The organism is Photobacterium proteolyticum, assembly GCF_001939735.1.
In the GTDB taxonomy this organism is placed as follows: Bacteria; Pseudomonadota; Gammaproteobacteria; order Enterobacterales; family Vibrionaceae; genus Photobacterium; species Photobacterium proteolyticum.
The window spans coordinates 118,846-143,370 of sequence record NZ_MJIL01000069.1 but is presented as its reverse complement, the minus strand read 5'-3'; the positions used below and the strand labels follow the sequence as shown (position 1 = coordinate 143,370).

Annotated in this window: 26 protein-coding genes; 9 read left to right on the top strand and 17 right to left on the bottom strand. The window is 50.3% G+C overall.

The window, feature by feature from the left end; translation table 11 throughout:
- Positions 1–30 precede the first annotated feature (30 nt).
- Together BIT28_RS11695 and ompW are read right to left on the bottom strand one after the other, a co-directional pair.
- Positions 31–312, bottom strand: coding sequence for a winged helix-turn-helix domain-containing protein (locus BIT28_RS11695; protein WP_075763830.1), 282 nt, complete (start codon positions 310–312; stop codon positions 31–33).
- A 273-nt stretch (positions 313–585) separates the two neighbouring features.
- A complete protein-coding gene (gene ompW, locus BIT28_RS11690) occupies positions 586–1,227 on the bottom strand; it encodes an outer membrane protein OmpW (RefSeq protein WP_075763829.1) in 642 nt (213 codons plus the stop codon).
- Between the two features lie 413 nt (positions 1,228–1,640).
- Here ompW and BIT28_RS11685 point away from each other — a divergent pair, with 413 nt between their 5' ends.
- The 5 genes from BIT28_RS11685 (at position 1,641) to BIT28_RS11665 (ending at position 4,506) form a co-directional block, all read left to right on the top strand.
- Positions 1,641–2,036, top strand: coding sequence for an MAPEG family protein (locus tag BIT28_RS11685; RefSeq protein ID WP_075763828.1), 396 nt, complete (start codon positions 1,641–1,643; stop codon positions 2,034–2,036).
- Positions 2,037–2,108: 72 nt separating this feature from the next.
- Positions 2,109–2,474 carry an ArsC family reductase gene (locus tag BIT28_RS11680; protein ID WP_075763827.1) on the top strand — a complete coding sequence of 122 codons (366 nt, stop codon included), beginning with the start codon at positions 2,109–2,111 and terminating at the stop codon, positions 2,472–2,474.
- Positions 2,475–2,488: 14 nt separating this feature from the next.
- The gene (gene dapE, locus BIT28_RS11675; RefSeq protein WP_075763817.1) at positions 2,489–3,619 is read left to right on the top strand and encodes a succinyl-diaminopimelate desuccinylase; all 1,131 of its coding nucleotides are present in this window, start codon (positions 2,489–2,491) and stop codon (positions 3,617–3,619) included.
- A complete protein-coding gene (locus BIT28_RS11670; protein WP_075763815.1) occupies positions 3,619–4,314 on the top strand; it encodes a M15 family metallopeptidase in 696 nt (231 codons plus the stop codon). Before dapE ends, BIT28_RS11670 begins: the two co-directional genes overlap by 1 nt.
- Positions 4,315–4,506 carry a DUF2897 family protein gene (locus BIT28_RS11665; protein ID WP_075763800.1) on the top strand — a complete coding sequence of 64 codons (192 nt, stop codon included), beginning with the start codon at positions 4,315–4,317 and terminating at the stop codon, positions 4,504–4,506.
- Positions 4,507–4,637: 131 nt separating this feature from the next.
- Here BIT28_RS11665 and BIT28_RS11660 read toward each other — a convergent pair whose 3' ends face one another.
- From BIT28_RS11660 to frsA, 4 genes are all read right to left on the bottom strand, one after another.
- On the bottom strand, positions 4,638–5,879 hold the full coding sequence (locus BIT28_RS11660) for a glutamate-5-semialdehyde dehydrogenase (RefSeq protein ID WP_175577523.1): 1,242 nt from the start codon (positions 5,877–5,879) through the stop codon (positions 4,638–4,640).
- A gap of 62 nt (positions 5,880–5,941) precedes the next feature.
- A complete protein-coding gene (gene proB / locus BIT28_RS11655) occupies positions 5,942–7,123 on the bottom strand; it encodes a glutamate 5-kinase (RefSeq protein ID WP_075763796.1) in 1,182 nt (393 codons plus the stop codon).
- Positions 7,124–7,257: 134 nt separating this feature from the next.
- Positions 7,258–7,662 carry a sigma factor-binding protein Crl gene (gene crl / locus BIT28_RS11650; RefSeq protein ID WP_075763794.1) on the bottom strand — a complete coding sequence of 135 codons (405 nt, stop codon included), beginning with the start codon at positions 7,660–7,662 and terminating at the stop codon, positions 7,258–7,260.
- Between the two features lie 169 nt (positions 7,663–7,831).
- Positions 7,832–9,091, bottom strand: a complete 1,260-nt coding sequence (gene frsA / locus BIT28_RS11645) for an esterase FrsA (protein ID WP_083651803.1) — start codon at positions 9,089–9,091, stop codon at positions 7,832–7,834.
- Positions 9,092–9,467: 376 nt separating this feature from the next.
- On the opposite strand from frsA, the gene BIT28_RS11635 reads away from it, so the two are divergent.
- A complete protein-coding gene (locus tag BIT28_RS11635) occupies positions 9,468–9,767 on the top strand; it encodes a hypothetical protein (protein ID WP_075763788.1) in 300 nt (99 codons plus the stop codon).
- Positions 9,768–9,861: 94 nt separating this feature from the next.
- On the opposite strand, the gene gpt is transcribed toward BIT28_RS11635, so the two are convergent.
- From gpt to vcdP, 3 genes are all read right to left on the bottom strand, one after another.
- The gene (gpt, locus tag BIT28_RS11630) at positions 9,862–10,320 is read right to left on the bottom strand and encodes a xanthine phosphoribosyltransferase (RefSeq protein WP_075763786.1); all 459 of its coding nucleotides are present in this window, start codon (positions 10,318–10,320) and stop codon (positions 9,862–9,864) included.
- A 53-nt stretch (positions 10,321–10,373) separates the two neighbouring features.
- Positions 10,374–11,663: an NCS2 family permease gene (locus tag BIT28_RS11625; RefSeq protein WP_075763784.1), complete on the bottom strand. Its 1,290-nt coding sequence runs from the start codon at positions 11,661–11,663 to the stop codon at positions 10,374–10,376.
- A 534-nt stretch (positions 11,664–12,197) separates the two neighbouring features.
- Positions 12,198–12,287: a small protein VcdP gene (vcdP, locus tag BIT28_RS30460; protein WP_483875137.1), complete on the bottom strand. Its 90-nt coding sequence runs from the start codon at positions 12,285–12,287 to the stop codon at positions 12,198–12,200.
- A gap of 386 nt (positions 12,288–12,673) precedes the next feature.
- Between vcdP and BIT28_RS11620 the strand changes: the two genes are divergently transcribed.
- On the top strand, positions 12,674–14,317 hold the full coding sequence (locus BIT28_RS11620) for a methyl-accepting chemotaxis protein (RefSeq protein WP_075763782.1): 1,644 nt from the start codon (positions 12,674–12,676) through the stop codon (positions 14,315–14,317).
- A 131-nt stretch (positions 14,318–14,448) separates the two neighbouring features.
- Positions 14,449–15,906: an aminoacyl-histidine dipeptidase gene (locus tag BIT28_RS11615; RefSeq protein ID WP_075763780.1), complete on the top strand. Its 1,458-nt coding sequence runs from the start codon at positions 14,449–14,451 to the stop codon at positions 15,904–15,906.
- A gap of 59 nt (positions 15,907–15,965) precedes the next feature.
- On the opposite strand, the gene dinB is transcribed toward BIT28_RS11615, so the two are convergent.
- Entirely contained in the window at positions 15,966–17,063 is a 1,098-nt protein-coding gene (gene dinB / locus BIT28_RS11610) for a DNA polymerase IV (RefSeq protein ID WP_075763778.1), read from the bottom strand.
- Positions 17,064–17,298: 235 nt separating this feature from the next.
- Here dinB and BIT28_RS11605 point away from each other — a divergent pair, with 235 nt between their 5' ends.
- A complete protein-coding gene (locus BIT28_RS11605) occupies positions 17,299–18,531 on the top strand; it encodes a response regulator (RefSeq protein ID WP_075763766.1) in 1,233 nt (410 codons plus the stop codon).
- A gap of 72 nt (positions 18,532–18,603) precedes the next feature.
- Here the strand turns inward: BIT28_RS11605 and nqrM are convergent, their stop codons facing one another.
- The 7 genes from nqrM to BIT28_RS11570 all read right to left on the bottom strand — a co-directional run bounded on the left by nqrM (position 18,604) and on the right by BIT28_RS11570 (position 24,524).
- Complete coding sequence (nqrM, locus tag BIT28_RS11600; RefSeq protein ID WP_075763764.1) at positions 18,604–18,825, bottom strand: (Na+)-NQR maturation NqrM; 222 nt, start codon at positions 18,823–18,825, stop codon at positions 18,604–18,606.
- Positions 18,826–18,834: 9 nt separating this feature from the next.
- Complete coding sequence (locus BIT28_RS11595) at positions 18,835–19,830, bottom strand: FAD:protein FMN transferase (protein WP_245823684.1); 996 nt, start codon at positions 19,828–19,830, stop codon at positions 18,835–18,837.
- Positions 19,831–20,020: 190 nt separating this feature from the next.
- Positions 20,021–21,244, bottom strand: coding sequence for an NADH:ubiquinone reductase (Na(+)-transporting) subunit F (gene nqrF / locus BIT28_RS11590; RefSeq protein ID WP_075763760.1), 1,224 nt, complete (start codon positions 21,242–21,244; stop codon positions 20,021–20,023).
- A 22-nt stretch (positions 21,245–21,266) separates the two neighbouring features.
- The gene (nqrE, locus tag BIT28_RS11585; RefSeq protein WP_075763758.1) at positions 21,267–21,863 is read right to left on the bottom strand and encodes an NADH:ubiquinone reductase (Na(+)-transporting) subunit E; all 597 of its coding nucleotides are present in this window, start codon (positions 21,861–21,863) and stop codon (positions 21,267–21,269) included.
- A 7-nt stretch (positions 21,864–21,870) separates the two neighbouring features.
- On the bottom strand, positions 21,871–22,503 hold the full coding sequence (locus BIT28_RS11580) for an NADH:ubiquinone reductase (Na(+)-transporting) subunit D (RefSeq protein WP_075763756.1): 633 nt from the start codon (positions 22,501–22,503) through the stop codon (positions 21,871–21,873).
- Entirely contained in the window at positions 22,496–23,290 is a 795-nt protein-coding gene (locus BIT28_RS11575; RefSeq protein WP_075763754.1) for a Na(+)-translocating NADH-quinone reductase subunit C, read from the bottom strand. Before BIT28_RS11575 ends, BIT28_RS11580 begins: the two co-directional genes overlap by 8 nt.
- Positions 23,280–24,524 (bottom strand): NADH:ubiquinone reductase (Na(+)-transporting) subunit B, encoded by a 1,245-nt coding sequence (locus BIT28_RS11570; RefSeq protein WP_075763752.1) that lies wholly within the window; start codon positions 24,522–24,524, stop codon positions 23,280–23,282. Before BIT28_RS11570 ends, BIT28_RS11575 begins: the two co-directional genes overlap by 11 nt.
- Position 24,525 lies beyond the last annotated feature (1 nt).

The window sequence follows — 24,525 nt, the reverse complement described above, 5'->3', positions numbered from 1 at the left end:
GATAATAATCCGCAAAATAGCGGTTTATTATTAGCTGGAAACGGATGTAATGATGTCCTGCTCTCTCGCTTCAACCCACTGCAAGTCAAACGGTCCCCAGTCACTTAATTGGTAATAGCCATCATTATGGCGCTTACCATCCTGTACAAATGCTAACTCAATGCCAAAACCCGGCAGGGCTTTTAATACATCCTGAATAGTACGACGCGGCCAGCCAGTAATTTCAATGAGTTTAGGAACATTAGGGCGTTCAAGCTGTTCAACAAGAAGCGCTAAGTAAAGACGACGGGCAAAAACCGGATTCAATTCCATTGAGACCTCCATAATTTTGAGGCTTCATTATTCCGACTTTGGCGAATTGGATGTTGAGTTTGATCAAGGAGCTATTAGATTTATGGTCACTACAAGTACAATTCAGTGACCAAGTTCTCAAATATTGCGTAATTCCAGCCAGAAAACGGCGCCTTTGATTTGCTAACAAACTTTTTATTTTCAACAAGTTGTAACAAACTTGTTCCGACTTGGTTCGATTCATCCCGAACATAGCAGGAACGGCAAAGGCACCATGGCTGCATCCCTATCCCACTAGAAGGAATATCCGGCCGACACCATAACAATCCAAGGATCGATGTCAGTTTTCACAGACTGCTGCGCACCGTCCGCCTTAAAGTTCACATCGGTACCAATATCTGCATACCAGACAGAGGCACCCAGGAACCAATCATCTTTTAGCTGATAATCAATACCGACGTTTGCCGCCAGGCCCCAAGAATCATCCAGCGACAGATCACTCAGCTTGGCATTCTTGCCTGTCGAGTTAAATTCTTCGTTGAAGAAAGTGGTGTAGTTAAGCCCGGCCCCCACATATGGACGCCACTTGCTGGTGCTCTCCATAAAGTAGTACTGAAGCATCAGTGTTGGTGGCAGATGCTCAACTTCGGCAATGTCACCAAGACCATTCAATGATACCTTGTGGCTAAACGGTGTCGCCGCGAGAAGTTCGACACTGACGTTATCGGTAACCATGTAACCAAATGTCAGGCCAAGCTGAATATTCGAATCAATACCAAACTCACCCAGCGAGCCCAGTACGTTATCACTGCTTTCATTAGGCATCACAGATGCAGCACCTGCACGCACCAGAAAATCACCTTTCTTGTGGGCCAGCGCCTGAGGGGCAACGGATATAGTAGCGAGTACAGCTAAAGCACAAACAGTCTTTTTCATTATTATTGACTCCATTCCTTTTGAATCCCGGCTGAGGGATATTGGGCTTTCTGTTAAGAACGGAGCAAAATGTAACCACTTTGAAACAATGGGTTATTGACTGAAATCAATTTACAAAAATTAACAACAACAATTAACTTTTGATACAGATCAATAACCCCAAAGAGGGGTTTTTCCTAACACGTTTTTCTCCGCAAAATGTTACTTTTGTGACACGTTATATGCATCATGCCTCGCAAAACTACCAATGAATTAATGTGTTCACAAGAATTCACAGCACCAATAAAACACTTATTTTTCAATGACAAATAACCAGACCAGTTCAGTCTTCTCGGCTTATCCGGCTCATCCGTTCTACACTCAATACCATCAGCGCATTTGGTAATTGCCGCCTTAACTTATAGGTATTTGTTATGACCCCGGCATTTTGGTGCATCATAATCTCAATCCTGTTTAATTACTTTCTCGCAGGCGTCGGCGGCTGGTTAACGCTTCGTCAGACAGGAAAGTTTGATATTAACCAGCCTCGTATCCAGGAAAGAGAATTGACTGGTGCTGCTGCCAGGGTTAAGGCCGCGCAGGCCAACGGCTGGGAGATCACCCCGGTCTTTGCCTGCTGTGTGTTTATTGCCCACTTTGCCGGTGTCCCCGAGGAGCAAGCCGCCCTCCCCGCCTACCTGTTTGTCTTATCCCGTGCCCTTTACATGGTTTGCTATGCCTGCAAGCTCAGCCCGTGGCGAACCATCGTATTTGCTGTCGGGTTGGCAGCCTGTATCTGGCTGATCAAAATGGCTGTCGCCTATGGCTAATTCCGTTGCGCAGGCTGGGTAATCTGGTTATAAAGGAAAGCTAATTCAAAACAAAAGTAAGTCAGCAATACTATGAGTACAGTTACATACGGCATTAAGAACTGCGATACCATCAAAAAAATGAAAAAATGGTTAGAGGCAGAAAACATCGAATACCGCTTTCACGACTACCGCACAGACGGCCTGGATCAAGCGATGCTGGAAACATTTGAAGCTCAGCTTGGCTGGGAAGCGATGGTGAACAAACGCGGTACAACTTACCGTCAGCTCACTGACGAGCAAAAGTCCGGATTGAACCGTGAAAGCGCTCTTACCCTGATGCTGGAGTACCCGGCGATGATCAAGCGCCCACTGCTTGTTCACAATGAATCCTACCACCTGGGGTTCAAGCCTGCGCAGTATCAGGAAATTTTCCAATCTTCACTTGCAGAAAAATAGTTAAGGATACAAGGATGTCAGATAGCCCGGTTATCGCCCTGGCGAAAGACTTTATCAGCCGAATTTCGGTCACCCCGGAAGATGCAGGCTGTCAGGACGTGATGATTGCACGTCTTGAAAAACTCGGCTTCAAGATCGAAACCATGGTCTTCGAAGACACCACCAACCTGTGGGCACGTCGAGGCACGGAAGCGCCACTGTTCGTCTTTGCCGGTCATACTGATGTTGTACCTGCCGGGCCGTCGGATCTCTGGCATACCCCGCCTTTCGAGCCGACAATTATTGATGGCTACCTTCACGGCCGCGGTGCCGCCGATATGAAGGGCTCACTGGCATGCATCGTCGTTGCGATCGAGCGTTTTCTTGCCGACAACCCGGACCACAAAGGGTCAATTGCCCTGCTGATCACCTCCGATGAGGAAGGGCCATTTATCAACGGTACCACCCGGGTGATCGATACACTGGAAGCCCGCAACGAGAAAATCGACATGTGCATCGTCGGCGAGCCGTCCAGTACCCATGCCGTGGGCGATGTGGTCAAAAACGGCCGCCGAGGCTCGATCACCGGCGATGTGACGCTGAAAGGTACCCAGGGCCATGTGGCCTATCCGCACCTTGCCGACAACCCCGTTCACCGTGCGATGCCGGCGCTGGCGGAACTGGCGGCCACAACCTGGGACAACGGCAATGCCTATTTCCCGCCGACCAGCTTCCAGATTGCCAACCTGCATGCGGGTACCGGTGCCTCAAATGTTATTCCTGGTGAGTTTCATGTTCAGTTCAACTTCCGCTTCAGTACCGAGCTGACGGCAGACGACATCAAGCGCAAAGTGCACTCAGTGCTCGATGCCCACGGATTGGACTATGATCTGAAATGGACTTTCAGCGGCCACCCGTTCCTGACTGATCACGGTACGTTGCTGGAGGCTGTTGTCGACGCCATCGAAGAAGTTAATCACAAGAAACCAGAACTGCTTACCACCGGCGGCACCTCAGACGGACGATTTATCGCCCGGACAGGCGCGCAGGTTATCGAGCTTGGGCCGTGCAATGCCACCATCCATAAAGTGAATGAGTGTGTCAAAGTGGCCGATCTCGAAAAGCTCACCGATATGTACCAAAAAGTGTTGGAAAAAGTACTTTAATGACTAACCCAACCCCAGCCCGGCCGCTCAGCGCCGGGCAACTTACCGGACAGGCCGACTCGCACCTTGTCGACCACCAGCAGCACTTGCTGCACCGGGATATGCTGCCAGCATTCCTCCGACTCCAGCAGGCGGCTAATCAGGCGGGCTTTGACTTGCAGATTGCCAGTGCCTTTCGCTCCTTTGAGCGTCAACTGCTGATTTGGAACAACAAATTCAAAGGCTCCCGCCCTCTGTTGGATAGCAACAGCCAGCCCCTTGATGCCGGCCAGCTTTCGGAGCTGGAGAAAATCCATGCCATCATGCGCTGGTCGGCCCTTCCCGGTGCCAGCCGTCATCATTGGGGCACAGACATCGATATCTATGCGGCGAACTGCCTGCCAGAGGGAACCCGGCTTCAGCTTGAGCCGTGGGAATACAGCCAGGGCGGACACCAGGCGGCATTCAGTACCTGGCTTAATGAACACATCGCCCAGTTCGGCTTCTATCTGCCCTATGCCGAAGACCGTAACGGGGTAGCCATCGAGCCCTGGCACATCAGCTACTACCCTGTCAGTCAGCCACTGCTGACGCAACTTACGCCAGAGCTGCTCTACCACACACTTAACGCGAGCCAAATTGCTGGAAAGTCGCAGATTTTGTCAAACCTTGATAGTCTTTATAGTAGGTATATAGAGAATATCTGCGAGGTCTAAATGGTGGAATGGCTACTCAACCCCTGGGTTATCAGCATCATAGTCGTCAGCGTTGTGGTCAGTAACATTGCGGCCTTAAAATACACCGCGAACATGAAGTTTGGCTACCGCGACAAAATCAAATATCTGCACGAGAAGCAAAAGCGCGAAGAGGCGCAGAAAGACGAAGAGAAAAAGGACGAACAATCGTAAAGCTAGGCAGGTTCGGAATGAAAAAGCCTGAGCGGAGCAAAGAAAGTTCCTCCCACTTTTATAGAGGGAGGCCGGGAGGGGTGTGTAACCCCACCCTAACCCTCCCCTAAAAAAAGGGAGGGAACGAATTGCTAAGAGCGAACGAGGTAGTCGGCTACACCCACCCACTTATAGCTGGTCAGCTCTTCCAGCCCCATCGGGCCACGAGCGTGCAGCTTCTGGGTCGACACAGCCACCTCGGCTCCCAGGCCAAACTGGGCACCGTCGGTAAAGCGCGTCGAGGCATTAACATATACCGCCGCCGAGCCCGCCGCATTAACGAATCGTTCTGCCGCATTGATGTCATTAGTCAGGATCGCATCTGAGTGGCTGGCATTATGCTTGCGCATATGAGCAATGGCCTCATCAACGTCTTTGACCACTTTCACCCCGAGGGTAAAGCTCAACCACTCGGTATCAAAGTCACCGTCCGCCACTTTACGCAGCTCTGATGCCTTGCCTTCCAGTAATGCAAAGCTGGCTTCGTCCGCCACCAAAGCGACCTTCTTGTGGTTCATACGCTCGGCAAGACGAGGTAAAAACGCCTCGGCAATGTCTTCGCTGACCAGCAGCGTATCCAGCGCATTACAGGCTGAAGGACGCTGTACTTTTGAGTTTTCCACCACATCCAGTGCCCGGGCCAAGTCTGCTGTCTTGTCGACAAAGACATGGCTGATCCCGAAGCCGCCGATAATCACAGGGATAGTGCTGTTTTCCTTGCACATCTTGTGCAGGCCAGCGCCACCGCGCGGAATAATCATATCAACGAACTGATCCAATTTAAGCAGTTGGGAAACCAGCTCACGATCCGGCTTCTCGATATACTGTACCGATGCCGCCGGCAGGCCTGCTTTCTCGAGAGCTACCTGGATCACCTTCACCAGCTCCATATTGGAATGGAAGGTTTCGCGGCCACCACGCAAAATACTGGCATTACCGGTTTTCAGGCACAGCGCCGCAATATCAATCGTCACGTTCGGGCGCGCTTCGTAAATGACACCCACCACGCCCAGCGGAACACGGCGACGGCTCAGGCGCATGCCATTTTCCAGCACCCTGCTATCAAGCTCTGCACCCACCGGATCATCTAGGCTGATCACATTGCGCACATCACCGGCAATACCGGCCAGGCGATCTGTGTTTAGCAGCAGGCGATCAACCAAGGCATCAGACATGCCCGCTTCGCGTGCCGCTTCAATATCCTTGGCATTTGCTGCCAGTATTGCATTACTATTGGCTTCCAGCTCATCGGCAATGATCGCCAGCGCCTGATTTTTCTGCTTTGTAGCTGCAGTAGCAAGTTCGAAAGCTGCCTGTTGGGCAGCTTTACCCATAATCTCAAGATCCACACTCTTCCCCTATCATCAAAATATTGTCAGTACGTCGCCATACGCGGTCAGATCACCACCAGATCATCGCGATGTACGGCAACCGGACCGTATTCGTAGCCCAGGACCTGATAAATATCCTGACTGTGCTTTCCGGCAATTTTTGCCATATCTTTGCTTGAGTAACGACAGATACCACGTGCCAACAACACACCCTTGGTATTAAAAATCCGAGTGACTTCCCCGCGCTCAAACTGCCCTTTGACTTCCGTGATACCCTTAGACAGCAAGCTACTGCCACGCTGTTGTACTGCAATGGCTGCACCGTCATCAATTACAATGTCCCCGGCCGGCGGAGGCCCAGCCAGGATCCAGCGCTTCCGGCTCTCCAACGGTGATTCCAGCGGCAGAAAACGGGTTCCTACCGATTCCCCCCTGACCAGATCAGCGATCACATCAGGCCGGCTACCTGCAGCAATAATCACTTCGATACCAGCCCGGCGGGCAACGTCGGCCGCCTGCAGCTTGGTCGCCATTCCACCGGTACCCAGGCCACCCACACTACCACCAGCTAACTTGTGCAGTGTTTCATCGATAGTATGGACTTCACGGATCAGCTCCGCATCCGGGTTATTGCGCGGATCGGCGGTAAACAGCCCCGGCTGATCGGTCAGCAGAAGCAACTTGTCTGCACTGGCCAGAATGCCGACCAATGCCGACAGGTTGTCGTTATCACCGACTTTGATTTCAGTGGTAGCAACCGCATCATTTTCGTTGACGACAGGAATAATACCGTTATCCAGCAGCGCAACAATCATATCTCGGGCATTGAGATAGCGCTCCCGATCGTCAAGATCGGCCCGTGTCAGCAGCATCTGTCCGACATGCAGGCCATAGATACCAAACAAACTCTCCCACTCCTGAATCAAGCGGCTCTGACCGACCGCTGCCAGCAACTGCTTGCTCGCCATTGTTTTGGGGAGCTCGGGATATCCCAGGTGCTCACGCCCTGCTGCAATTGCACCAGACGTCACCATGATGACCTTGTGTCCCTGACGACGCAGCGATGCGCACTGTCGAACCAGTTCCACCATATGGGCCCGATCCAACTGTAGCGTGCCGCCGGTCAGTACGCTGGTGCCCAGCTTGACGACGATGGTCTGAGATTGTCTAACCGCCGGGGTCTCTGTAGAAGAGTGAGCACCCGCAAGGTCCTGCTCTGTAGCGTTCGAATGTTTAGTATCTGCCATTGGGATTAAACAATTGTGATGAATAAATTTATATTCAGATGTTTTATCAATCCCCTTGCTAGATCACAAGAAAAATGCGCTATAAAAGCGCATTATTCTTTCTTCTGGCTACAGATAATCTGTTTGATGCACAATCAGGCAACCGTGCCCAGCTCTGCTTCTTCAAGCTCGCTAGCTGCAGTTACTGTCAGTTTGAACTCATCTTGAAGCAAACCTGTTAATTTCGGATAAAAGTCGTCGAGTGTCTGGAGCACGGCCTGCTCATGCTTGGCAGGTACGTTTTCTTTCTGCCATTCACCGCGACTGTCATAGCGGCCAAAGAAATAGTGGTATTCAAAACCTGTCTCAGTGGCCGTCAGGATCAACCACCAGCCCCAGAACTCGCGCTCTTCCGGCTCTTTCTTGGCACTGATACAACTAGCAAGGCAGTCAAAAAAGAAATGGCCCTCAGAAGACTGTTTCTGGCGCAGATAGGGGCCCAGTGCAGTAAGCTTCGTCATCAAGCGCCCATGTGGCGGAAATGTTGTTGTAGTCGTCATAGCGTATCTCCATCCATAGTCAATAACACAATAACAGCATCCATCGGGTGCCAGACAGAAGCCAGAAGCTCATCACGACCCAGCTTCTGCCACTCGTTATTCCATTTAAGCCATAAAGCCAAGAGATAGCAACATTTTATTTACAATAGCACGACTGAGAACGCAGTCCTCAGGCGAGTTTCTCTTTCAACCAGTCCACCACGGTTTCCAAGGCTCGGTGATAGCCGTCGTGAAGGGGTTTTTCCGGAAGCGTTATCGCCTTACCACCACGGCTGGACATCGCAATAAGCTGGTTATCAAAGTCGGTACAAACAGGATCATTTTTCAAGCTGATCCCCAGCATCGGCACTTCGGTCTTACGGCGCCCCAGCAAACCCTGCTGCTTGAGCGACCAGGCAGGAAGGTGAGAAGTCAGGCTGGTCCGGGATACTCCCTTTTTGCCCATTCGCGAGGCAATCATATCGAGGTACATCCGCGGCATCGCATCTAGCCGCTTGGAATCAGCCAGGACACTGTGGATAGCCCCGCCAAGGCTGATACAGGTTTTCAGTCGGGTTGGTTCAAGAAACCCAAGGCGGATAGCGGCATTGCCCCCGAAGCGCAACCCCAGCATGGCAACACGGTGATGGTCGACCCAGGGCACGTCGCGAATTTGCTGTAACAACGCCTGATGCAACCGACTGGTATCCTCCGTCAAAGCCCAGGGGGCACTGTGGCCGACAGACGGCATGTCCAGAGTAACCATGGCAAAACCGGCTGGTCCGAGGTAATCATGGTACAGGCGCCACAAGTCTGACTGAAGGGTGTCGAGCCCGCCGCTGACAATCACGGTTGGCAGCAATTTATCGGTGCAAGGCAAATGAATGAATGCCTGGAACGTCTTACCTTCGTATTTGACATCTATCGTTTTCATTTTATGGGGCATATACTCCATGGCTTCACGATAGGTCTGGTTCGCCTGGAGCTCTGCCTGTGCCGCCAGTGTATCCCCTTTTAGATGAGGGTAAGCCGCGATACTGTAGTACATACTGGCCGTCAGCAGCACCTGTCCCGCCTTGTCTTTCTTATCCGCCTTAACCAGCTCCCGGGCTGTTTTATGGTACATGGCGCCAGACTGGCTCCACTCATAAATCCAGTTACCAGGCTTGTAGCCAACCACGGTATCGAGCAACTCGTCATCGGTTCGCTGAGCCTCGGAGTTAGCCATCCGGGCAAGAATCGCCTCCATCTCAATCGGGTCGATTCCCTGCCATGCCCACTGCGGGCGTCTCAATACACGGTACCACCCTGCCTCACTGTCACCATCAATCGCGTTATGCATAGGCTTGGAAGCCACATGAGCCAGCTTAACCAGGCTGGAAGTCTCTTTCGAGGTTTGCCGCGGTGCAAACAGCTTTTCGGATAAGTTAGTTTTAGAGGGTTCAGACACGGTAAGCTCCATTGTTCGAATTCTTTCTATGCGCAACGACTCATTTGGCGCTCCTTTTCCTCAGGAGAAAACGCCGTCACCTGGAAGCAATCATCGGCATACGCAATGACATTGATACCCAAAGTATACCATCCAACAGTCAATTGCAGTGTGCGCGCAAAAACAAAAAGATGGCAAAACCTCTTCCAACCATTTATCTGCAAGTATTTGGCTCGGATGACAAAATCATGAATGCAACACTGAATTAATTCGCTCACTTTGACGCAATATTGAGAATAAATAAGGTTGAAGTGCCACTTTGTGCCAGATCTCCAGCTGATTTTCTATCCTGGGCTATGCTGATAATACTGTTAGTATTTTATACGGTGGTTGATGTATGAAAAAAATACTCGGTATAAGTCTGTTACTTCTTTCTAGCTCAGTACTTGCTTCAAACGGTGGTGGTAACGGCGGGTCTTTAGGCGGTAACCCAGGTGCTGCATCCGGTGCCGTCAATGCCAAAATAGCCGTCTGCCTCAATGGCTCAGGCGAGCAAATCCCAGGATCCTACCAAACCAAACTAGACAGAAAGTGTAAGTTGACCGGTCACGATATGATCGACCTTATCAACTACAATAATTTCTATCGCAACAAGCCCAACGGCGAGTCTCTTTCTGACATAAGAGCCATGCGTTAACCGTCTTTTCATAAGGGCTTGAATGCTCACGGTTACGATTTGCAAACAAAAAAGGAGCCTTTGCGGCTCCTTTTAGTCATTCATCGACCATCAATTATTGTTTGGCAATAGGGTCTACAAACGTAACGGCCATGTCCCATGGCTGCTCAATCCATGTGTCCTGAGCAATGTCCACCACGTAGTCATCAACCAGGTGCTTACCGGCAGGCTTGGCACAAACAGTGACAAATTTGGCCTTCGGGTACATTGCACGAATCATCTCGGCAGTACCGCCAGTATCAACCAGATCATCAACGACAATGAAACCCTCACCATCACCTTCGGCCTGCTTCAACACTTTCATTTCACGCTGGTGATCGTGGTCGTAGCTCGAGATACATACCGTATCAACGTGACGGATGCCAAGCTCACGAGCCAAAATCGCTGAAGGAACCAAACCACCGCGGCTAACAGCAATGATACCTTTCCACTGATCAGCCGGAAGCAGTTTTTCTGCCAGCTGACGAGTGTACATTTGCATGTTGTCCCAGGTGATGATGAACTTATTACTCATATCCGATGAACCTCTGAATCAGCGATATTGTCGCTGGATATATTTATAAACTGTTATAAGAAGATAATTTTAGCAAGAAACAGGGCAGCAATAACCCATACGCTAATATTTACATCTCTTCCCTTGCCACTCATAACCTTAACAGCAGCATAAGTGATAAAGCCAAGGCCGATACCTTCAGCGATGGAGTATGTTAACGGCATTAACAGGCAAACGACAACCACAGGTGCCGCTTCTGTTAAGTCGCGCCAATCTACGCTTACCAAACCTGACATCATCAGAATGGCTACATAGAACAACGCACCGGCAGTCGCATAGGCTGGAACCATACCTGCCAATGGCGAGAAGAACAACGCCAGGAAGAACAATACACCGACTGTCACTGCGGTCAACCCGGTACGGCCACCAACAGCCACCCCTGACACGCTCTCGACAAACGATGTCGTATTTGAGGTACCCAATACCGCGCCCACTGATGTCGCCGTACTGTCGGCCAGCAACGCGCGGTTCAGGCGCGGCAGCTTGCCGTCTTTGTCCATCAGCTCTGCTTTGGTCGCCACACCGACCAGCGTGCCGGCGGTATCGAACAGATCGACAAACAGGAATGCAAACACTACAGAAATCAGGCCAACTTCCAGTGCACCGCTAAAATCCATCTGCATAAAGGTCGGTGCAATGCTCGGTGGAGCCGATACAACGCCGCCATAGCTAATATCACCAAACAGCACGCCCAGGGCCGTTACCGAAAGAATGGCAATCAATACGGCAGCTTTATAACCACGGTGTACAAGCGCAATGGTCAGGAAAAAGCCCAGAGAAGCCATTACAGCCGGGAAGCTTGTCAGATCGCCGACATGAACCAGCGTCGCCGGGTTGTCGACCACAATGCCCGAGCTCTGTAGTGCAATGAACGCCAGGAACAAACCTATACCCGCCGAGATACCGGTCCGCAAAGACATTGGGATCGCATTGATGATCCACTCACGTACACGCAGCACACTCAGGGCAATAAAGCACAAGCCCGACAGGAATACCGCCGCCAGTGCAACCTGCCACGTGTGCCCCATGCCAAGAACTACGCCATAGGTAAAGAATGCATTCAAGCCCATTCCCGGAGCCTGAGCAACCGGATAGTTGGCGACAAAGCCCATAATGAAACAGCCGACCATTGCAGCCAGACAAGTAGCAACAAAGACAGCCCCCTGGTCCATCCCCGTGGTGGCCAGCATTGTCGGGTTTACAAAAATAATGTAAGCCATTGTCAGGAAGGTCGTCAGACCCGCCAACAGTTCGGTGCGAACATCCGTACCGTGCTCTGTCAGTTTGAATAGTTTCTCAAGCATTGCTCTCGGTTCCTTGGAGATAATATGCGCTAGGTTAAAGTTAAAATAGAAAACGTTTGCGTGGTCTATTTTTGGGGGGCGATTATATGTTGCTTGGCAAGCAATTTCCAGAAAATAACGCAACTATCAGTAGCACACGGGTCTAACCGAATAAAAAACCAACCCAGGCGAAACCATAAAAGTAAAAAATCAATAAATTTCATTGATTTAACATTGTATTATCATGTTGATATTTTAATCGCTCAAATTTTTCCACTGGCACGCAAACGATAATATGCATCAAGTTAACAATGAATTTATTAACTCAGACGTCATGTAATCGAATACACCGCTATAACATTAAAAACTGCAAGGTTTGACGGCAAAAGATAAGGGATTTGATAGATAAAAAAACGCCACTCCAATAAGGAGTGGCGGAAGAATGTCTTGAATAGCCGAAAAGCGGATATTCCAAATTCTCAATAAAGGGGGGTGAACAATACTTGCTCGGGACACCATGCCTGAACCATTAGGGCTCAGACACAACATCATAAATTAATAGCCGAAAGAGCTCGGGTACTGGAAGTTACCAGTGAACACAGAACGGTTATTCCAAAAGTTTGCAATTGAATCGAATGCTTTCATCTTTATCACCTTAAATATTAAGTTATCAAAACACATAAAACGTTTAGTGCTCAGCCATCAGGGCTTTACTTAATCTCAGTTCCTTGGAGGCGATACCTCGGGCTCATCCTAGAGCGGTTTACTGTGTTATCTCGTCTTCACCAGAAGATGGGTAAACTATACCCCTCACGTAATAAACTTACAAGCATTTTCTTTAACTTCGTCACACTTTTTTATTTTGTGTGCGTGACACCTCTTTTTTCTGTAATTTTATTACAGAATCGAACTGCACAATTTTAGCAATTCGCGACTAAAGTGTTACGGCCGAGTTCTTGATTTGTTATGCCACCGCAAAATACCCTAAGGGTTCTGGGGAAATAATAACGACAATAAAACAGGGACAGGTTATGGGCATCATACATAAGCTAAGAGCATTATCTATCAGCCGGCGACTTTATCTACTGGGGATCACCATCACGGTACTGTCCCTCATCCCTCTGCTACTTTTCGCTTCCAATTACCAGTCAAGCATGCTGGAGCAGAAACGCCTTAAAACCCGCCACCTCGTCGAGTCTGCCCACAGTCTGTTTCACTATTATTACCAACAGGAACAACAAGGCGTGTTAAGTCGTGCCGATGCCCAACAGCAAGCCAAGCAGGCAATCGCCTCTCTCCGGTATGAAGAAAAAGACTATTTCTGGATCAACGACATGACACCTAACATGGTCATGCACCCCTTCAAGCCCGCATTGGACGGCAAGAACCTCTCAGGTTTTAAAGACCCGCACGGTAACCCGCTGTTTTTGAACATGGTCGCTGTGGTCAAGCAACAGGATGCCGGTTTTGTTGACTACTACTGGGAAAAACCTGGATCAGAAGTCCCGGTAGAGAAAATTTCCTATGTCAAAGGATTCCAGCCATGGGGATGGGTTATCGGCTCGGGCATCTATGTCGACGACGTCCAGGCCCAGTTCTATGCCGAAATGAAACAGCTCGGGCTGATCCTGCTGGGCTCGTTATCCATCATGTTTGTGATGGCATGGTCGATTGGCCGCTCCATCACCGCCCCCTGTGAAGAGACTCTCTCGGCCATGCAGGATATTGCCGAAGGTGATGGCGATCTGACACTCCGCCTTCCCAGCCATGGTAATGACGAGCTAAGCCGTCTTGCCCGAGCCTACAACACCTTCGCCGGCAGGATCAGCATTATGCTGAAAGAGATCTCCCCCGTCAGCGAACAAATTAGCTCTACTTCCACCCAGCTCAATGCCGTCGCGACCCACACAGTCAACAGCGCAACAGAGTCGCATAAAGGCGTCGACAGCGTGACCGCCGCCATGCTTCAGCTTCATACCAGTAACCAGCAGGTATCGCAGTCGGCACGTCAGGCAGCAGAAGCCGCCATGGATGCCCACCAGCAGAGCGAAACCAGTATCTCTGTTGTCTCAAACTCGTCTGCTGAGATGCATGCTCTGCTCAACCTGCTCGATAATACCGATACCAGCGCTCAGGCGCTGGCCAGAGACTCACAGACTATTGGCTCGGTGCTTGATGTGATCCGTGGCATTGCCGACCAAACCAACCTGCTGGCACTCAATGCGGCCATTGAAGCCGCCCGAGCCGGTGAACAGGGCCGGGGCTTTGCTGTGGTTGCCGACGAGGTACGTACCCTGGCGACCCGCACCCAGGCCAGCACCAACGAAATCGAAGAAATTATTGATAGCCTCCAGGCCCGGGCCATAGAGGTAAGTGAAGCCCTCGTGCAAACCCGAGAACAATCTGCCAGTACCGCCAGGCATGCCGATGATGTTGCCCATACGCTAACCGCCATCGGCGAGCAGATCACCACAATTCGGGAACTCAATCAGCATATTGCCGATGCAAGTACCCAACAAACCCATGCCGCCGAGGCGATTAATAGCAACCTTGCCCAACTGACAGAGCACAGCCAAAAGACCGTTCATCAAGGGGAGCAAATATCAGCCGCCAGTGAGCAACTTCTTGCGAGCGGTCACAATCTTAACGCCCATATTTCGCAATTTAAGATTTAACTGTCCACGTTTCAGACACAGTGGTATCCTTGAAGCAATCGCGATAGTTTATTCTGCTAGTCAAACTAGCTCATTGGCTAATATTCAGCTGGTGAATCGCTCAAGCCCAATAGTTTATAAGGGAGACTGCTGTGTCTGAAATCAGTCAACTGTCACCGCAACCTGTGTGGCAATTCTTCGATCAAATCTGTTCCATTCCCCACCCTTCAAAGCATGAAGAGCTACTCGCTCAGCACATCATCAAATTTGCCGAAGGTGAAGGGCTAGATGTACGCCGTGATGCGGTCGGTAACGTCTTTATCAAAAAGCCTGCTACTCCGGGCATGGAAGACCGTAAAGGTGTTGTTCTGCAAGCCCACATTGATATGGTACCGCAGAAAAATGAAGACACTGAGCACGAGTTCACAGAAGATCCGATTCTGCCTTATATCGACGGCGAATGGGTTACAGCCAAGGGAACGACCCTAGGTGCTGACAACGGTATGGGTATGGCCGCATGTCTGGCTGTGCTTGCAGCAAAAGATGTTGAGCACGGTCCGTTGGAAGTCCTGCTGACTATCGATGAAGAAGCTGGTATGACAGGTGCGTTTGGCCTGGAAGAAGGCTGGCTGGAAGGCGACATCCTATTAAACACTGACTCTGAGCAAGAGGGTGAAGTGTACATGGGCTGTGCTGGCGGCGTCGACGGTTCGATCACTCTGGATATTGAGCGTGAGGCAGTACCGGCTGAACATGCAGCAGTTAAAATGGTGATCAAAGGCCTGAAAGGCGGTCACTCTGGCTGCGACATTCACACCGGACGTGGCAATGCCAACAAGCTGCTGGGTCGCTTCCTGTTTTCCCACGCTGAAGAGCTAGGCCTACGCCTGACTAGCCTGACCGGCGGTAGCCTGCGTAATGCAATCCCACGTGAAGCCTTTGCCCTGGCAACACTACCGGCTGCCAACGTTGACAAGCTAAACGAGCTATTCACCCACTACCAGTCAATTCTGAGTGCTGAACTGGGCAAAGTCGAAACCGACATCAACCTGTTTGTCGAGCCAGCAGAACTGCCTGCTGACGTACTGACCGAAACAGCGCAGAAGCGTTTCTATGCGGTACTGAATGCCTGCCCGAACGGTGTACTTCGCATGAGTGATGACATCGAAGGAGTGGTTGAGACCTCGCTAAACGTTGGTGTTATTACCACCGACGCTGACAAAATCACTATTCTTTGCCTGATCCGCTCACTGATCGACTCTGGCCGTAGCAATGTAGAAGGCATGCTTAAGGCCGTTGCCGATCTGGCCGGTGCCCAGTGCGAATTCTCTGGCGCCTACCCGGGCTGGAAACCAGATGCAGACTCTGAAGTCATGCACCTGTTCCGCGAGACGTACAAGAACATCTACGGCAGAACACCGAATATCATGGTGATCCACGCCGGCCTTGAGTGCGGTCTGTTCAAAGAACCGTACCCGAACATGGATATGATCTCTTTCGGCCCAACCATCAAGTTCCCTCACTCGCCAGACGAGAAAGTGAACATTGAAACGGTTGGTCTGTTCTGGGAGCAGATGGTTGCTATCCTGAAGGCAATTCCGGTTAAGTAATGACAAAACCCGTTTAATAAAAGGCGAGTCTCTAGCAATAGAGGCTCGCTTTTTTATCACTAAAACCCCTCAAAAGAGAGCTGCTGTGCCCTGAGCCCTTGTTCAAGCCCGACACTAAGCCCTATCAGCCTGATCTCCCTATCCTTCTGCCGGGTCAACGCTTCGTTGAGCAGGCCGACAAACTGGGCCTTATCCAGCTTTGGCTGACTGTGCTCGACCGTCGTTTGCTGAAAGTCGGCAAACTTGACCTTAATCCCCTGTTTGGCAATATTGAGTTCCGGCCTCACCTTCCTGAGACGTGTTTCCAGCTCGGGATACAACGCCTCGACAACCTGCCAGCACTGCTCATAGCTGATGATATTCTTCGAGAAGGTCCGTTCGACACCTACCGACTTGCGCTCGCGCTCAACCACAATTTCACGATTATCGACCCCGTGCGCCCGGGACCATAGAGACTGGCCAAATTTGCCGAACTGCTGAAGCAGCAAGTGCCGATCATACTCCTGGACATCCCTGCCGATATAAAGCCCCTTTTCATGTAGCTTCTGGATAGTGACCTTACCGACCCCCGGGATTTTCTCCAGCTTCAGGTTGGCAACAAAGCCGGGGATATCGTCAGGTGTAACTACATACTGGCCATCGGGTTTGTTCAGATCCGATGCTATCTTGGCAATGAACTTAACAGGTGCGATGCCTGCCGACGCCGTCAGATCCAGCTCTTCCCGGATTGCCCGGCGGATGTCCTGAGCAATCAGTGTCGCCGAACCATGCATCACCTCACAGTCGGTAACATCCAGGTAAGCCTCATCCAACGAAAGGGGCTCAATTTTATCAGTGTAGCGCTGAAAGATTGCCCGGATTTGTTTTGATACCTCGCGATATACTCCCATCCGCCCGGCAACAAGCGTCAGGTGCGGACACAGCTTCATCGCCTGAGCTGTCGGCATAGCCGATCTGATCCCATACTGGCGAGCAAGATAGTTACAGGTACTCAGCACCCCACGCTGTTCTGAACGTCCGCCAATCGCTATCGGCTTGTTCTTCAGCTCCGGGTTATCACGCATTTCAACAGCTGCGAAAAAGCAATCCATGTCGACATGGATAATTTTACGCTGCACTGTAGCAGTGGGGGCGGGTATGACACTTGGCTGCGGCATAGCTCTCTGAAATTAACGGCTTCAGTGTTGAGATCTCTCACGCTGGATACATCCATTATACCACTGTTTTTTTATACAGTTACCAGAATCTGAGACAAGCAGTCCGGATTACTCCCGTCGCAGCACAATTATGCGCATATTGTGTTGCCGCCGAGGGAGTAAAAATGCTATTACTCAATAAATAAAGTCACAAGGATAGCTGTAACGACCTGCACTATCGGGTAAGGGAATAATAATGTCGGTATATAAAATCCTTGTCGTAGAAGACAGCAGAGCCTTTCGTAATTACCTCAACGTCCAGCTAACACAGGCAGGTTTTGACCCCGTATTTGCCGAAACTATTGCTCAGGCCAGAGAGATCCTTTCAGTGCAGAAGGACTTTCTCTGTACTGTACTCGACTACTGCCTCCCGGATGGTCAGGACGGGGAAATCATTGATTTAGTATTGAGCCAGAACCTCAAGGTCATTGTGCTAACAGCGCAATTCAGCACGCAGATCCGCGATACCGTTCTGTCCAAGGGGGTTATCGACTACCTGCTGAAAGACAGTCCGGCTTCAGTCGCTTACCTCATTCCGCTATTGCAGCGACTTGAGGCCAATAGTCAGCACAAAACCATGGTGGTGGAAGATTCTGCCACCGTCCGTCACCATTTGGTCAACCTGCTAAGACGACAAAACCTCGAGGTCATAGAAGCCTGTCACGGCCAGGAGGCAATTGCGCAACTGGAACAACACCCTGATATCAGCCTGATCATCACCGATCATGACATGCCCGAAAAAGACGGGATCACTATGGTCCGGGAAATCCGCCAGCAGTATAGCCGTAACCAGCTTGCCATACTCGGGCTTTCAGGCAGCAACGACGATGCGATGACAGCCCTGTTTCTCAAAGCAGGCGCCAATGATTTCCTTAAAAAACCATTTAATCAGGAAGAACTCTACTGCCGCATTCACCATATCCTGAGTATGAAGGATACCGCAGACAAGCTATACCGAATGGCGAACCAGGACGCACTGACCGGGCTTTGGAATCGGCGTTACTTCTTCAATCAAAGCTGCAGCCAAGACCGTTGCGAATTTCGCAATATCGCCATGCTGGATATCGACTTTTTCAAAAAGGTCAATGATACATACGGCCATGATGCCGGAGATGAAGTGCTGGTCCAGGTCAGCCAGCAACTGCAACAACATTTTCCCGATGACATTGTCGCGCGCTTTGGCGGCGAAGAATTCTGCATTCAGAGCTGCGGAAACTTTGAGCTGTTCACCAGCCGGCTGGAGACATTGCGGCAGACCATCGAAGACTTGAATATTATCTATCAGGGCTCATCACTTAATGTCACAATCAGCATTGGCACGGTGAGTGGTAATCAGTCCCTTAGCGATCTGCTCAAGGCTGCCGATGCCTATCTCTACCGGGCAAAACAAAGTGGCCGGAACCAAGTACAGGTTGCCCAAAGTATTTAGTTTGCCGTCTTGCCTGCCATAAAAAAACCTGAGCATGCTCAGGCTTTTTCTAATCGTCAGAACGAAGGCTGATCAGATGATCTGATTTTTCTTCCATTCGGCATGTCTTGCTTCACGCGCTTCACGCTTTTTACGGGCGTCACACGGTTCCGGGCAATCACACTCTTTGGCAATCCCGATACCATCAAGACCACCACAGCTTCCGCTCACCGTTTTACGCTGGAAAATGTAGCCCACAGCCATGGCTACGATAACCAGCAAGAAGACGGCAAACGTGGTTAAATATACGACCATGATAACTCTCTACTTCTTCTGCAAATAAGGAACAAAGGCATCCGAGGTATACTCTTTGTAGCCCTGTTCGGTTTTAACAACCAGCAACACCGGCAAACTCTCTTGCTGTGCCAGCTCCAGTGACTTTTCTTCTCCCATCACAGAAAATGCTGTTGCCAGCGCATCAGCAGTCATGCTCGATGGGTGTAGAACCGTTACCGATACAACCCGGTTAGTGATCGGCTTGCAAGTCTTCGGATCGATCAGGTGCGAATAACGCACGCCGTCTTCCTCGAAGTAATTGCGATAATCACCCGATGTTGCCACAGCCATGTCACCCGGTTCAATGATTTCCTGTACCGCTCGGCTACCGTCATCAGTCGGTTTCTCGATGGCAATACGCCAAGGCTTGCCCTTAACGTTATTGCCCTGCATAGTGAGCTCACCGCCGATTTCAACCATGTAATCAACAACATTCAGCTCATCGAAGTAACCGGCAACAACGTCCACCCCAAAGCCTTTGGCAATCGAAGACAGATCAACATACAGCTCAGGAATTTTTTTCGTCAGCGTATTGCCATCGACCGACAAATGCTCGATACCAACGATGTCACGGCGTGCAGCCAACTCTTCATCCGTCGGCGTTTTTTCCGGACGTGCTTCCGGCCCGAAGCTCCATAGATTAACCACCGGGCCGACAGTCACATCAAGCGCACCATCCGTCAAGTTGGCCAGACGGATCGCCTCAGCAATAACCTTGGCGGTATCGGCAGACACTTCAAACGGCTGATTGCTCTTATGCTGGTTGAACCGGCTAAGCTCAGAGTGCTTGCGGTAAGTCGACATTTGATCGTTGACCAGCTCGAGGCGGCGATCGATCTCTGCTTGTATGACGCTACTATCTGGCAGCCCTTCTTGCTTGATCAATTTGATTGAGTAATAGGTTCCCATCGTCGATCCATTTAAGTGGATCAATTCACGCTGATCACTGCATGCCGACAGGGTGACAGCAAAGACAAACAGCATTATTGCCTTGCGTAGAAACATCTTCATTCAACAACTCTCGATTTCAACGGGTCACTTTTTATTAGGGTCATCGCTTCACCTGACTGGCGCAGCCGTTGTTATGACCACAATAAAAAACGTTTTCTATACTGTTTACGAAAAAAGGCTGACCCAAACCGGATCAGCCAATTTCTTCTAGCGGTGTAGCTTATTAGCCACCGAAGTCATCCAGCAGGATGTTTTCGTCTTCGACACCAAGATCTTTCAGCATGCCGATAACGGCGGCATTCATCATTGGTGGACCACACATGTAGTACTCACAATCTTCAGGCGCTTCGTGATCTTTCAGGTAGTTCTCGTAGATCACGTTGTGGATGAAGCCTGTGTAACCATCCCAGTTATCTTCTGGCAGTGGATCAGACAGGGCAACATGCCACTCGAAGTTCTCGTTGTCCGCTGCCAGCGTATCGAAATCTTCTACGTAGAACATTTCACGCTTAGAACGGGCACCGTACCAATATGTCATCTTACGCTTAGACTTAAGACGAAGCAGCTGGTCAAAGATGTGAGAACGCATCGGTGCCATACCGGCACCACCACCGATAAATACCATCTCGTTGTCAGTCTCTTTAGCGAAGAACTCACCGAACGGACCGGAAATAGTACACTTGTCGCCAGCTTTCAGTGACCAGATGTATGAAGACATCACACCCGGTGGCACGTCAGGGTTGTTTGGCGGCGGCGTTGCAATACGTACGTTAAGCTTAATCAGGCCTTTCTCTTCTGGGTATGACGCCATAGAGTAAGCACGGATTGATGGCTCTTTAACGATTGACTCGTAGCGGAACAGGTTGAACTTGTCCCAATCTTCACGGTATTCCTCAGGAATATCGAAGTCAGCGTATTTAATGTGATGCGGTTCAGCTTCAATCTGAATATAACCACCAGCACGGAAAGGTACTTCCTCGCCTTCTGGGATCTGCAGCACAAGCTCTTTGATGAAGGTCGCTTCGTTGTCGTTAGAAAGAACAGTACATTCCCACTTCTTAACACCGAAGATCTCTTCTGGCAGCTCGATATCCATGTCGGTTTTCACGTTAACCTGACAAGCAAGACGCTCGCCTTCACGTGCTTCACCTTTAGTGATGTGGTCAAGTTCGGTCGGCAGAATGTCACCGCCACCCGATTTCACTTTCACACGACACTGGCCACATGAGCCACCGCCACCACAGGCAGATGATACAAAGATACCATTTGCAGAAAGAGCGCTAAGTAGTTTGTCACCGGCAGCAGTTTGAATTGCTTTTTCCGGATCACCATTTACTGAGATAGTAATGTCACCTGATGGTACCAGCTTAGATTTAGCGAATAGGATCACTAATACTAGAGCCAGGATAATCAGGGTGAACATAACTACGCCAAGAATAATATCCATTGATTATTCCTTATTTTCCTGATTACAGCTGAACACCGGAGAAGGACATGAAGCCCAACGCCATTAGACCAACGGTGATGAATGTAATACCCAGGCCACGCAGACCAGGAGGTACGTCAGAGTACTTCATCTTCTCGCGGATACCCGCAAGAGCTACGATTGCCAGCAACCAGCCGATACCGGAGCCAACACCGTAAACCACAGATTCAGCAAAGTTGTAATCACGCTGTACCATGAAAGATACGCCACCGAAGATGGCACAGTTAACTGTGATCAGCGGCAGGAAAATACCCAGTGCGTTGTATAGCGGCGGGAAGAAGCGGTCCAGAACCATTTCCAGGATCTGTACCAGTGCCGCGATAACACCAATAAAGGTAATAAAGTTCAGGAAGCTCAGGTCAACGCCTGAAACAATCGCACCGTCTTTCAACAGCAGGTTGTAAATCAGGTTGTTCGCAGGTACGGCGATAGCCAGTACAACGGTAACCGCAACACCCAGGCCGAAAGACGTTTTAACCTTCTTGGAAACGGCCAGGAATGTACACATACCCAGGAAGAACGAAAGTGCCAGGTTCTCGATAAAGATCGAACGAACTAAAAGGCTTAGATAATGTTCCATGGTCCCCTTACTCCTTCGCTTCTACTTGTTCTGGACGGAAAATACGAATAGCCCAGATCATGAAACCGATCAGGAAGAACGCTGATGGTGCAAGCAGCATCATACCGTTTGGCTGGTACCAGCCACCTTCAGAGATCAGCGGTAGAACCTGAACACCGAATAGTTTGCCCGAACCCAGTAATTCACGGAAGAAACCAACAGTGATAAGTACGAAACCGTAACCCAGGCCGTTACCAATACCGTCGATAAGAGATGGCAGCGGCGCAGACTTCATCGCATACGCTTCTGCACGACCCATTACGATACAGTTGGTAATGATCAGACCAACGAATACAGACAGCTGCTTGGAGATGTCGTAAACAAAGGCTTTCAGTACCTGGTCAACCACGATTACCAGTGAAGCGATGATTGCCATCTGGGCAATGATACGCACACTGTTAGGAATGTGGTTACGGATCAGTGATACGAAAAAGTTAGAAAACGCCGTAACGAAAATTACCGCCAGCGTCATAACAAACGCTGTTTCTAGTTTGGTTGTTACTGCCAGAGCAGAACAAACACCAAGAACCTGAAGCGCGATTGGGTTGTTGTCAACAACCGGCGCTAACAGAATCTTTTTCATTTCTTTAGCATCAGCCATTGTTTAGGCCTCCCTCACGAACCTTAGTCAGGAATGGACCAAAGCCCATGTCACCCAGCCAGAAGTCGAAGGTGTTCTGTACACCATTACCTGTCAAGGTTGCACCAGACAGACCATCTACACCGTATAGATCGCCGGCAGGAGCGCCACCTTTGACAACACGAATTGCTGGCTTGTTGTTCTCATCAAACAGCTTCTTGCCAACAAACTGAGCACGCCAGTTCGGGTTTTCTACTTCACCACCCAGCCCAGGAGTTTCTCCCTGCTCGTAGTAAGTAATACCCGATACGGTGTTGCCGTCTGTCTCGACTGCAACAAACGCGTACATCATTGACCACAGACCGTTACCGTGAACAGGCAGGATCAGTTTTTCAGTGTTGTCGCTTGCATCTTTAACCAGGTAAATCGTGGCAATATTCGCGCGGCGAATGATTTTTGCCTTGTCCTGATCACCAGACAGCTTGATAGACTGGCTAGGATCTTTAGCCGCGGCACGCTGCTTGTATTCAGCAGGTGCGACGCCAGCTTCAGATTGCTCGACAAACTCACCGGTTTCAAGGTTAACCAGCTTTGGTTCGATGAACTGATGGTAAGCTTCGGTTACGTTAGTGCCTTCTTCAAGCAGGCCAGCAACTGAAAGGATATTGCGCTGAACATCCAGTACGGCATTTTTCTGCTGAAGCGGACGCAGGCTAACGGCTGCGGTTGATACCACGATAGAGCACACTAAGCTCAATGCGATAACAACAATCAGCGTTTTCTTAATGCTATCGTTATTACTTGACATGACGAGCTAGTCTCCGTTTGATGTTGCCCTGAACCACTAGATTGTCAAATAGAGGTGCGAATAGGTTAGCGAATAGAATCGCCAGCATCATACCCTCTGGGTACGCCGGGTTAACTACACGTACCAGCACCGCCATAACACCGATGAGTGCGCCGTACCACCACTTACCTTTGTTGGTAAATGCCGCAGACACAGGATCGGTTGCCATGAACATCATACCGAATGCAAAACCACCCAGAACCAGGTGCCAGTGCCAAGGCATGCTGAACATTGCATTCGTGTCAGAACCAATGATGTTGAACAGAGTCGCCGTCGCAATCATACCAATCATGGTACCTGCGATGATGCGCCATGAAGCGATGCCCATGAACACGATCATTGCACCACCAAGGATGATAGCCAGCGTCGACACTTCACCGATTGAACCCGGGATGTTACCGATAAACGCATCCATCCAGCTGATTGCTTCGCCAGTCACCGTGTTGATCACACCAGCCTGGCCACCGTTCGCCCACTGGCTCAGTGCCGTTGCACCCGAGAAGCCATCTGCCGCAGTCCAAACCAGATCACCAGAGATCTGAGCCGGGTAGGCGAAGAATAGGAAGGCACGACCTGCAAGTGCAGGGTTCAGGAAGTTACGGCCTGTACCACCGAAGATTTCTTTCGCCACAACAACACCGAAGGTAATACCCAGTGCTGCCTGCCAAAGTGGTAGTGTTGGCGGAACGATAAGTGCGAACAGGATAGAAGTAACAAAGAAGCCTTCGTTAACTTCGTGCTTGCGCACCATACAGAAAAGCACTTCCCAGAAACCACCTACGGCAAAAACAACCGCGTAGATAGGCAGGAAGAAAGTCGCACCCAGTAGCATTTTGCTACCCCAGCCAGCGTCTGCCGACAAGGTGCCGCCTAGCATCTCTGTCAGCCAGTAGTGCCAGTCGCCTGCGATAATCGCAGCCAGCTGCTCACCGGCGTACATGTGGTTAAGTGCAACAACAGCCTGATGGCCGGTGTTGTACATACCCCAGAACATGGCTGGGAAAACGGCAAACCACACCATGATCATGATACGCTTCAAATCGATGCTATCACGAACGTGTGAGCCAGAACGCGTCACCTGACCCGGTGTATACATCAGAGTGGCAAACGCTTCATAAAGCGCAAACCACTTCTCATGTTTACCACCCGGCTCGAAGTGATGTTCAATTTGCTCTAGGAAATTCTTGAGGCTCATG

Excerpts from the sequence above, each read along its gene's own strand:
- BIT28_RS11695 (WP_075763830.1), bottom strand. The coding sequence starts at position 312 with ATGGAATTGAATCCGGTTTTTGCCCGTCGTCTTTACTTAGCGCTTCTT.
- ompW (WP_075763829.1), bottom strand. The coding sequence starts at position 1,227 with ATGAAAAAGACTGTTTGTGCTTTAGCTGTACTCGCTACTATATCCGTT.
- BIT28_RS11685 (WP_075763828.1), top strand. The coding sequence starts at position 1,641 with ATGACCCCGGCATTTTGGTGCATCATAATCTCAATCCTGTTTAATTAC.
- BIT28_RS11680 (WP_075763827.1), top strand. The coding sequence starts at position 2,109 with ATGAGTACAGTTACATACGGCATTAAGAACTGCGATACCATCAAAAAA.
- dapE (WP_075763817.1), top strand. The coding sequence starts at position 2,489 with ATGTCAGATAGCCCGGTTATCGCCCTGGCGAAAGACTTTATCAGCCGA.
- BIT28_RS11670 (WP_075763815.1), top strand. The coding sequence starts at position 3,619 with ATGACTAACCCAACCCCAGCCCGGCCGCTCAGCGCCGGGCAACTTACC.
- BIT28_RS11665 (WP_075763800.1), top strand. The coding sequence starts at position 4,315 with ATGGTGGAATGGCTACTCAACCCCTGGGTTATCAGCATCATAGTCGTC.
- BIT28_RS11660 (WP_175577523.1), bottom strand. The coding sequence starts at position 5,879 with ATGGGTAAAGCTGCCCAACAGGCAGCTTTCGAACTTGCTACTGCAGCT.
- proB (WP_075763796.1), bottom strand. The coding sequence starts at position 7,123 with ATGGCAGATACTAAACATTCGAACGCTACAGAGCAGGACCTTGCGGGT.
- crl (WP_075763794.1), bottom strand. The coding sequence starts at position 7,662 with ATGACGACTACAACAACATTTCCGCCACATGGGCGCTTGATGACGAAG.
- BIT28_RS11635 (WP_075763788.1), top strand. The coding sequence starts at position 9,468 with ATGAAAAAAATACTCGGTATAAGTCTGTTACTTCTTTCTAGCTCAGTA.
- gpt (WP_075763786.1), bottom strand. The coding sequence starts at position 10,320 with ATGAGTAATAAGTTCATCATCACCTGGGACAACATGCAAATGTACACT.
- BIT28_RS11625 (WP_075763784.1), bottom strand. The coding sequence starts at position 11,663 with ATGCTTGAGAAACTATTCAAACTGACAGAGCACGGTACGGATGTTCGC.
- vcdP (WP_483875137.1), bottom strand. The coding sequence starts at position 12,287 with ATGAAAGCATTCGATTCAATTGCAAACTTTTGGAATAACCGTTCTGTG.
- BIT28_RS11620 (WP_075763782.1), top strand. The coding sequence starts at position 12,674 with ATGGGCATCATACATAAGCTAAGAGCATTATCTATCAGCCGGCGACTT.
- dinB (WP_075763778.1), bottom strand. The coding sequence starts at position 17,063 with ATGCCGCAGCCAAGTGTCATACCCGCCCCCACTGCTACAGTGCAGCGT.
- BIT28_RS11605 (WP_075763766.1), top strand. The coding sequence starts at position 17,299 with ATGTCGGTATATAAAATCCTTGTCGTAGAAGACAGCAGAGCCTTTCGT.
- nqrM (WP_075763764.1), bottom strand. The coding sequence starts at position 18,825 with ATGGTCGTATATTTAACCACGTTTGCCGTCTTCTTGCTGGTTATCGTA.
- BIT28_RS11595 (WP_245823684.1), bottom strand. The coding sequence starts at position 19,830 with ATGCTGTTTGTCTTTGCTGTCACCCTGTCGGCATGCAGTGATCAGCGT.
- nqrF (WP_075763760.1), bottom strand. The coding sequence starts at position 21,244 with ATGGATATTATTCTTGGCGTAGTTATGTTCACCCTGATTATCCTGGCT.
- nqrE (WP_075763758.1), bottom strand. The coding sequence starts at position 21,863 with ATGGAACATTATCTAAGCCTTTTAGTTCGTTCGATCTTTATCGAGAAC.
- BIT28_RS11580 (WP_075763756.1), bottom strand. The coding sequence starts at position 22,503 with ATGGCTGATGCTAAAGAAATGAAAAAGATTCTGTTAGCGCCGGTTGTT.
- BIT28_RS11575 (WP_075763754.1), bottom strand. The coding sequence starts at position 23,290 with ATGTCAAGTAATAACGATAGCATTAAGAAAACGCTGATTGTTGTTATC.
- BIT28_RS11570 (WP_075763752.1), bottom strand. The coding sequence starts at position 24,524 with ATGAGCCTCAAGAATTTCCTAGAGCAAATTGAACATCACTTCGAGCCG.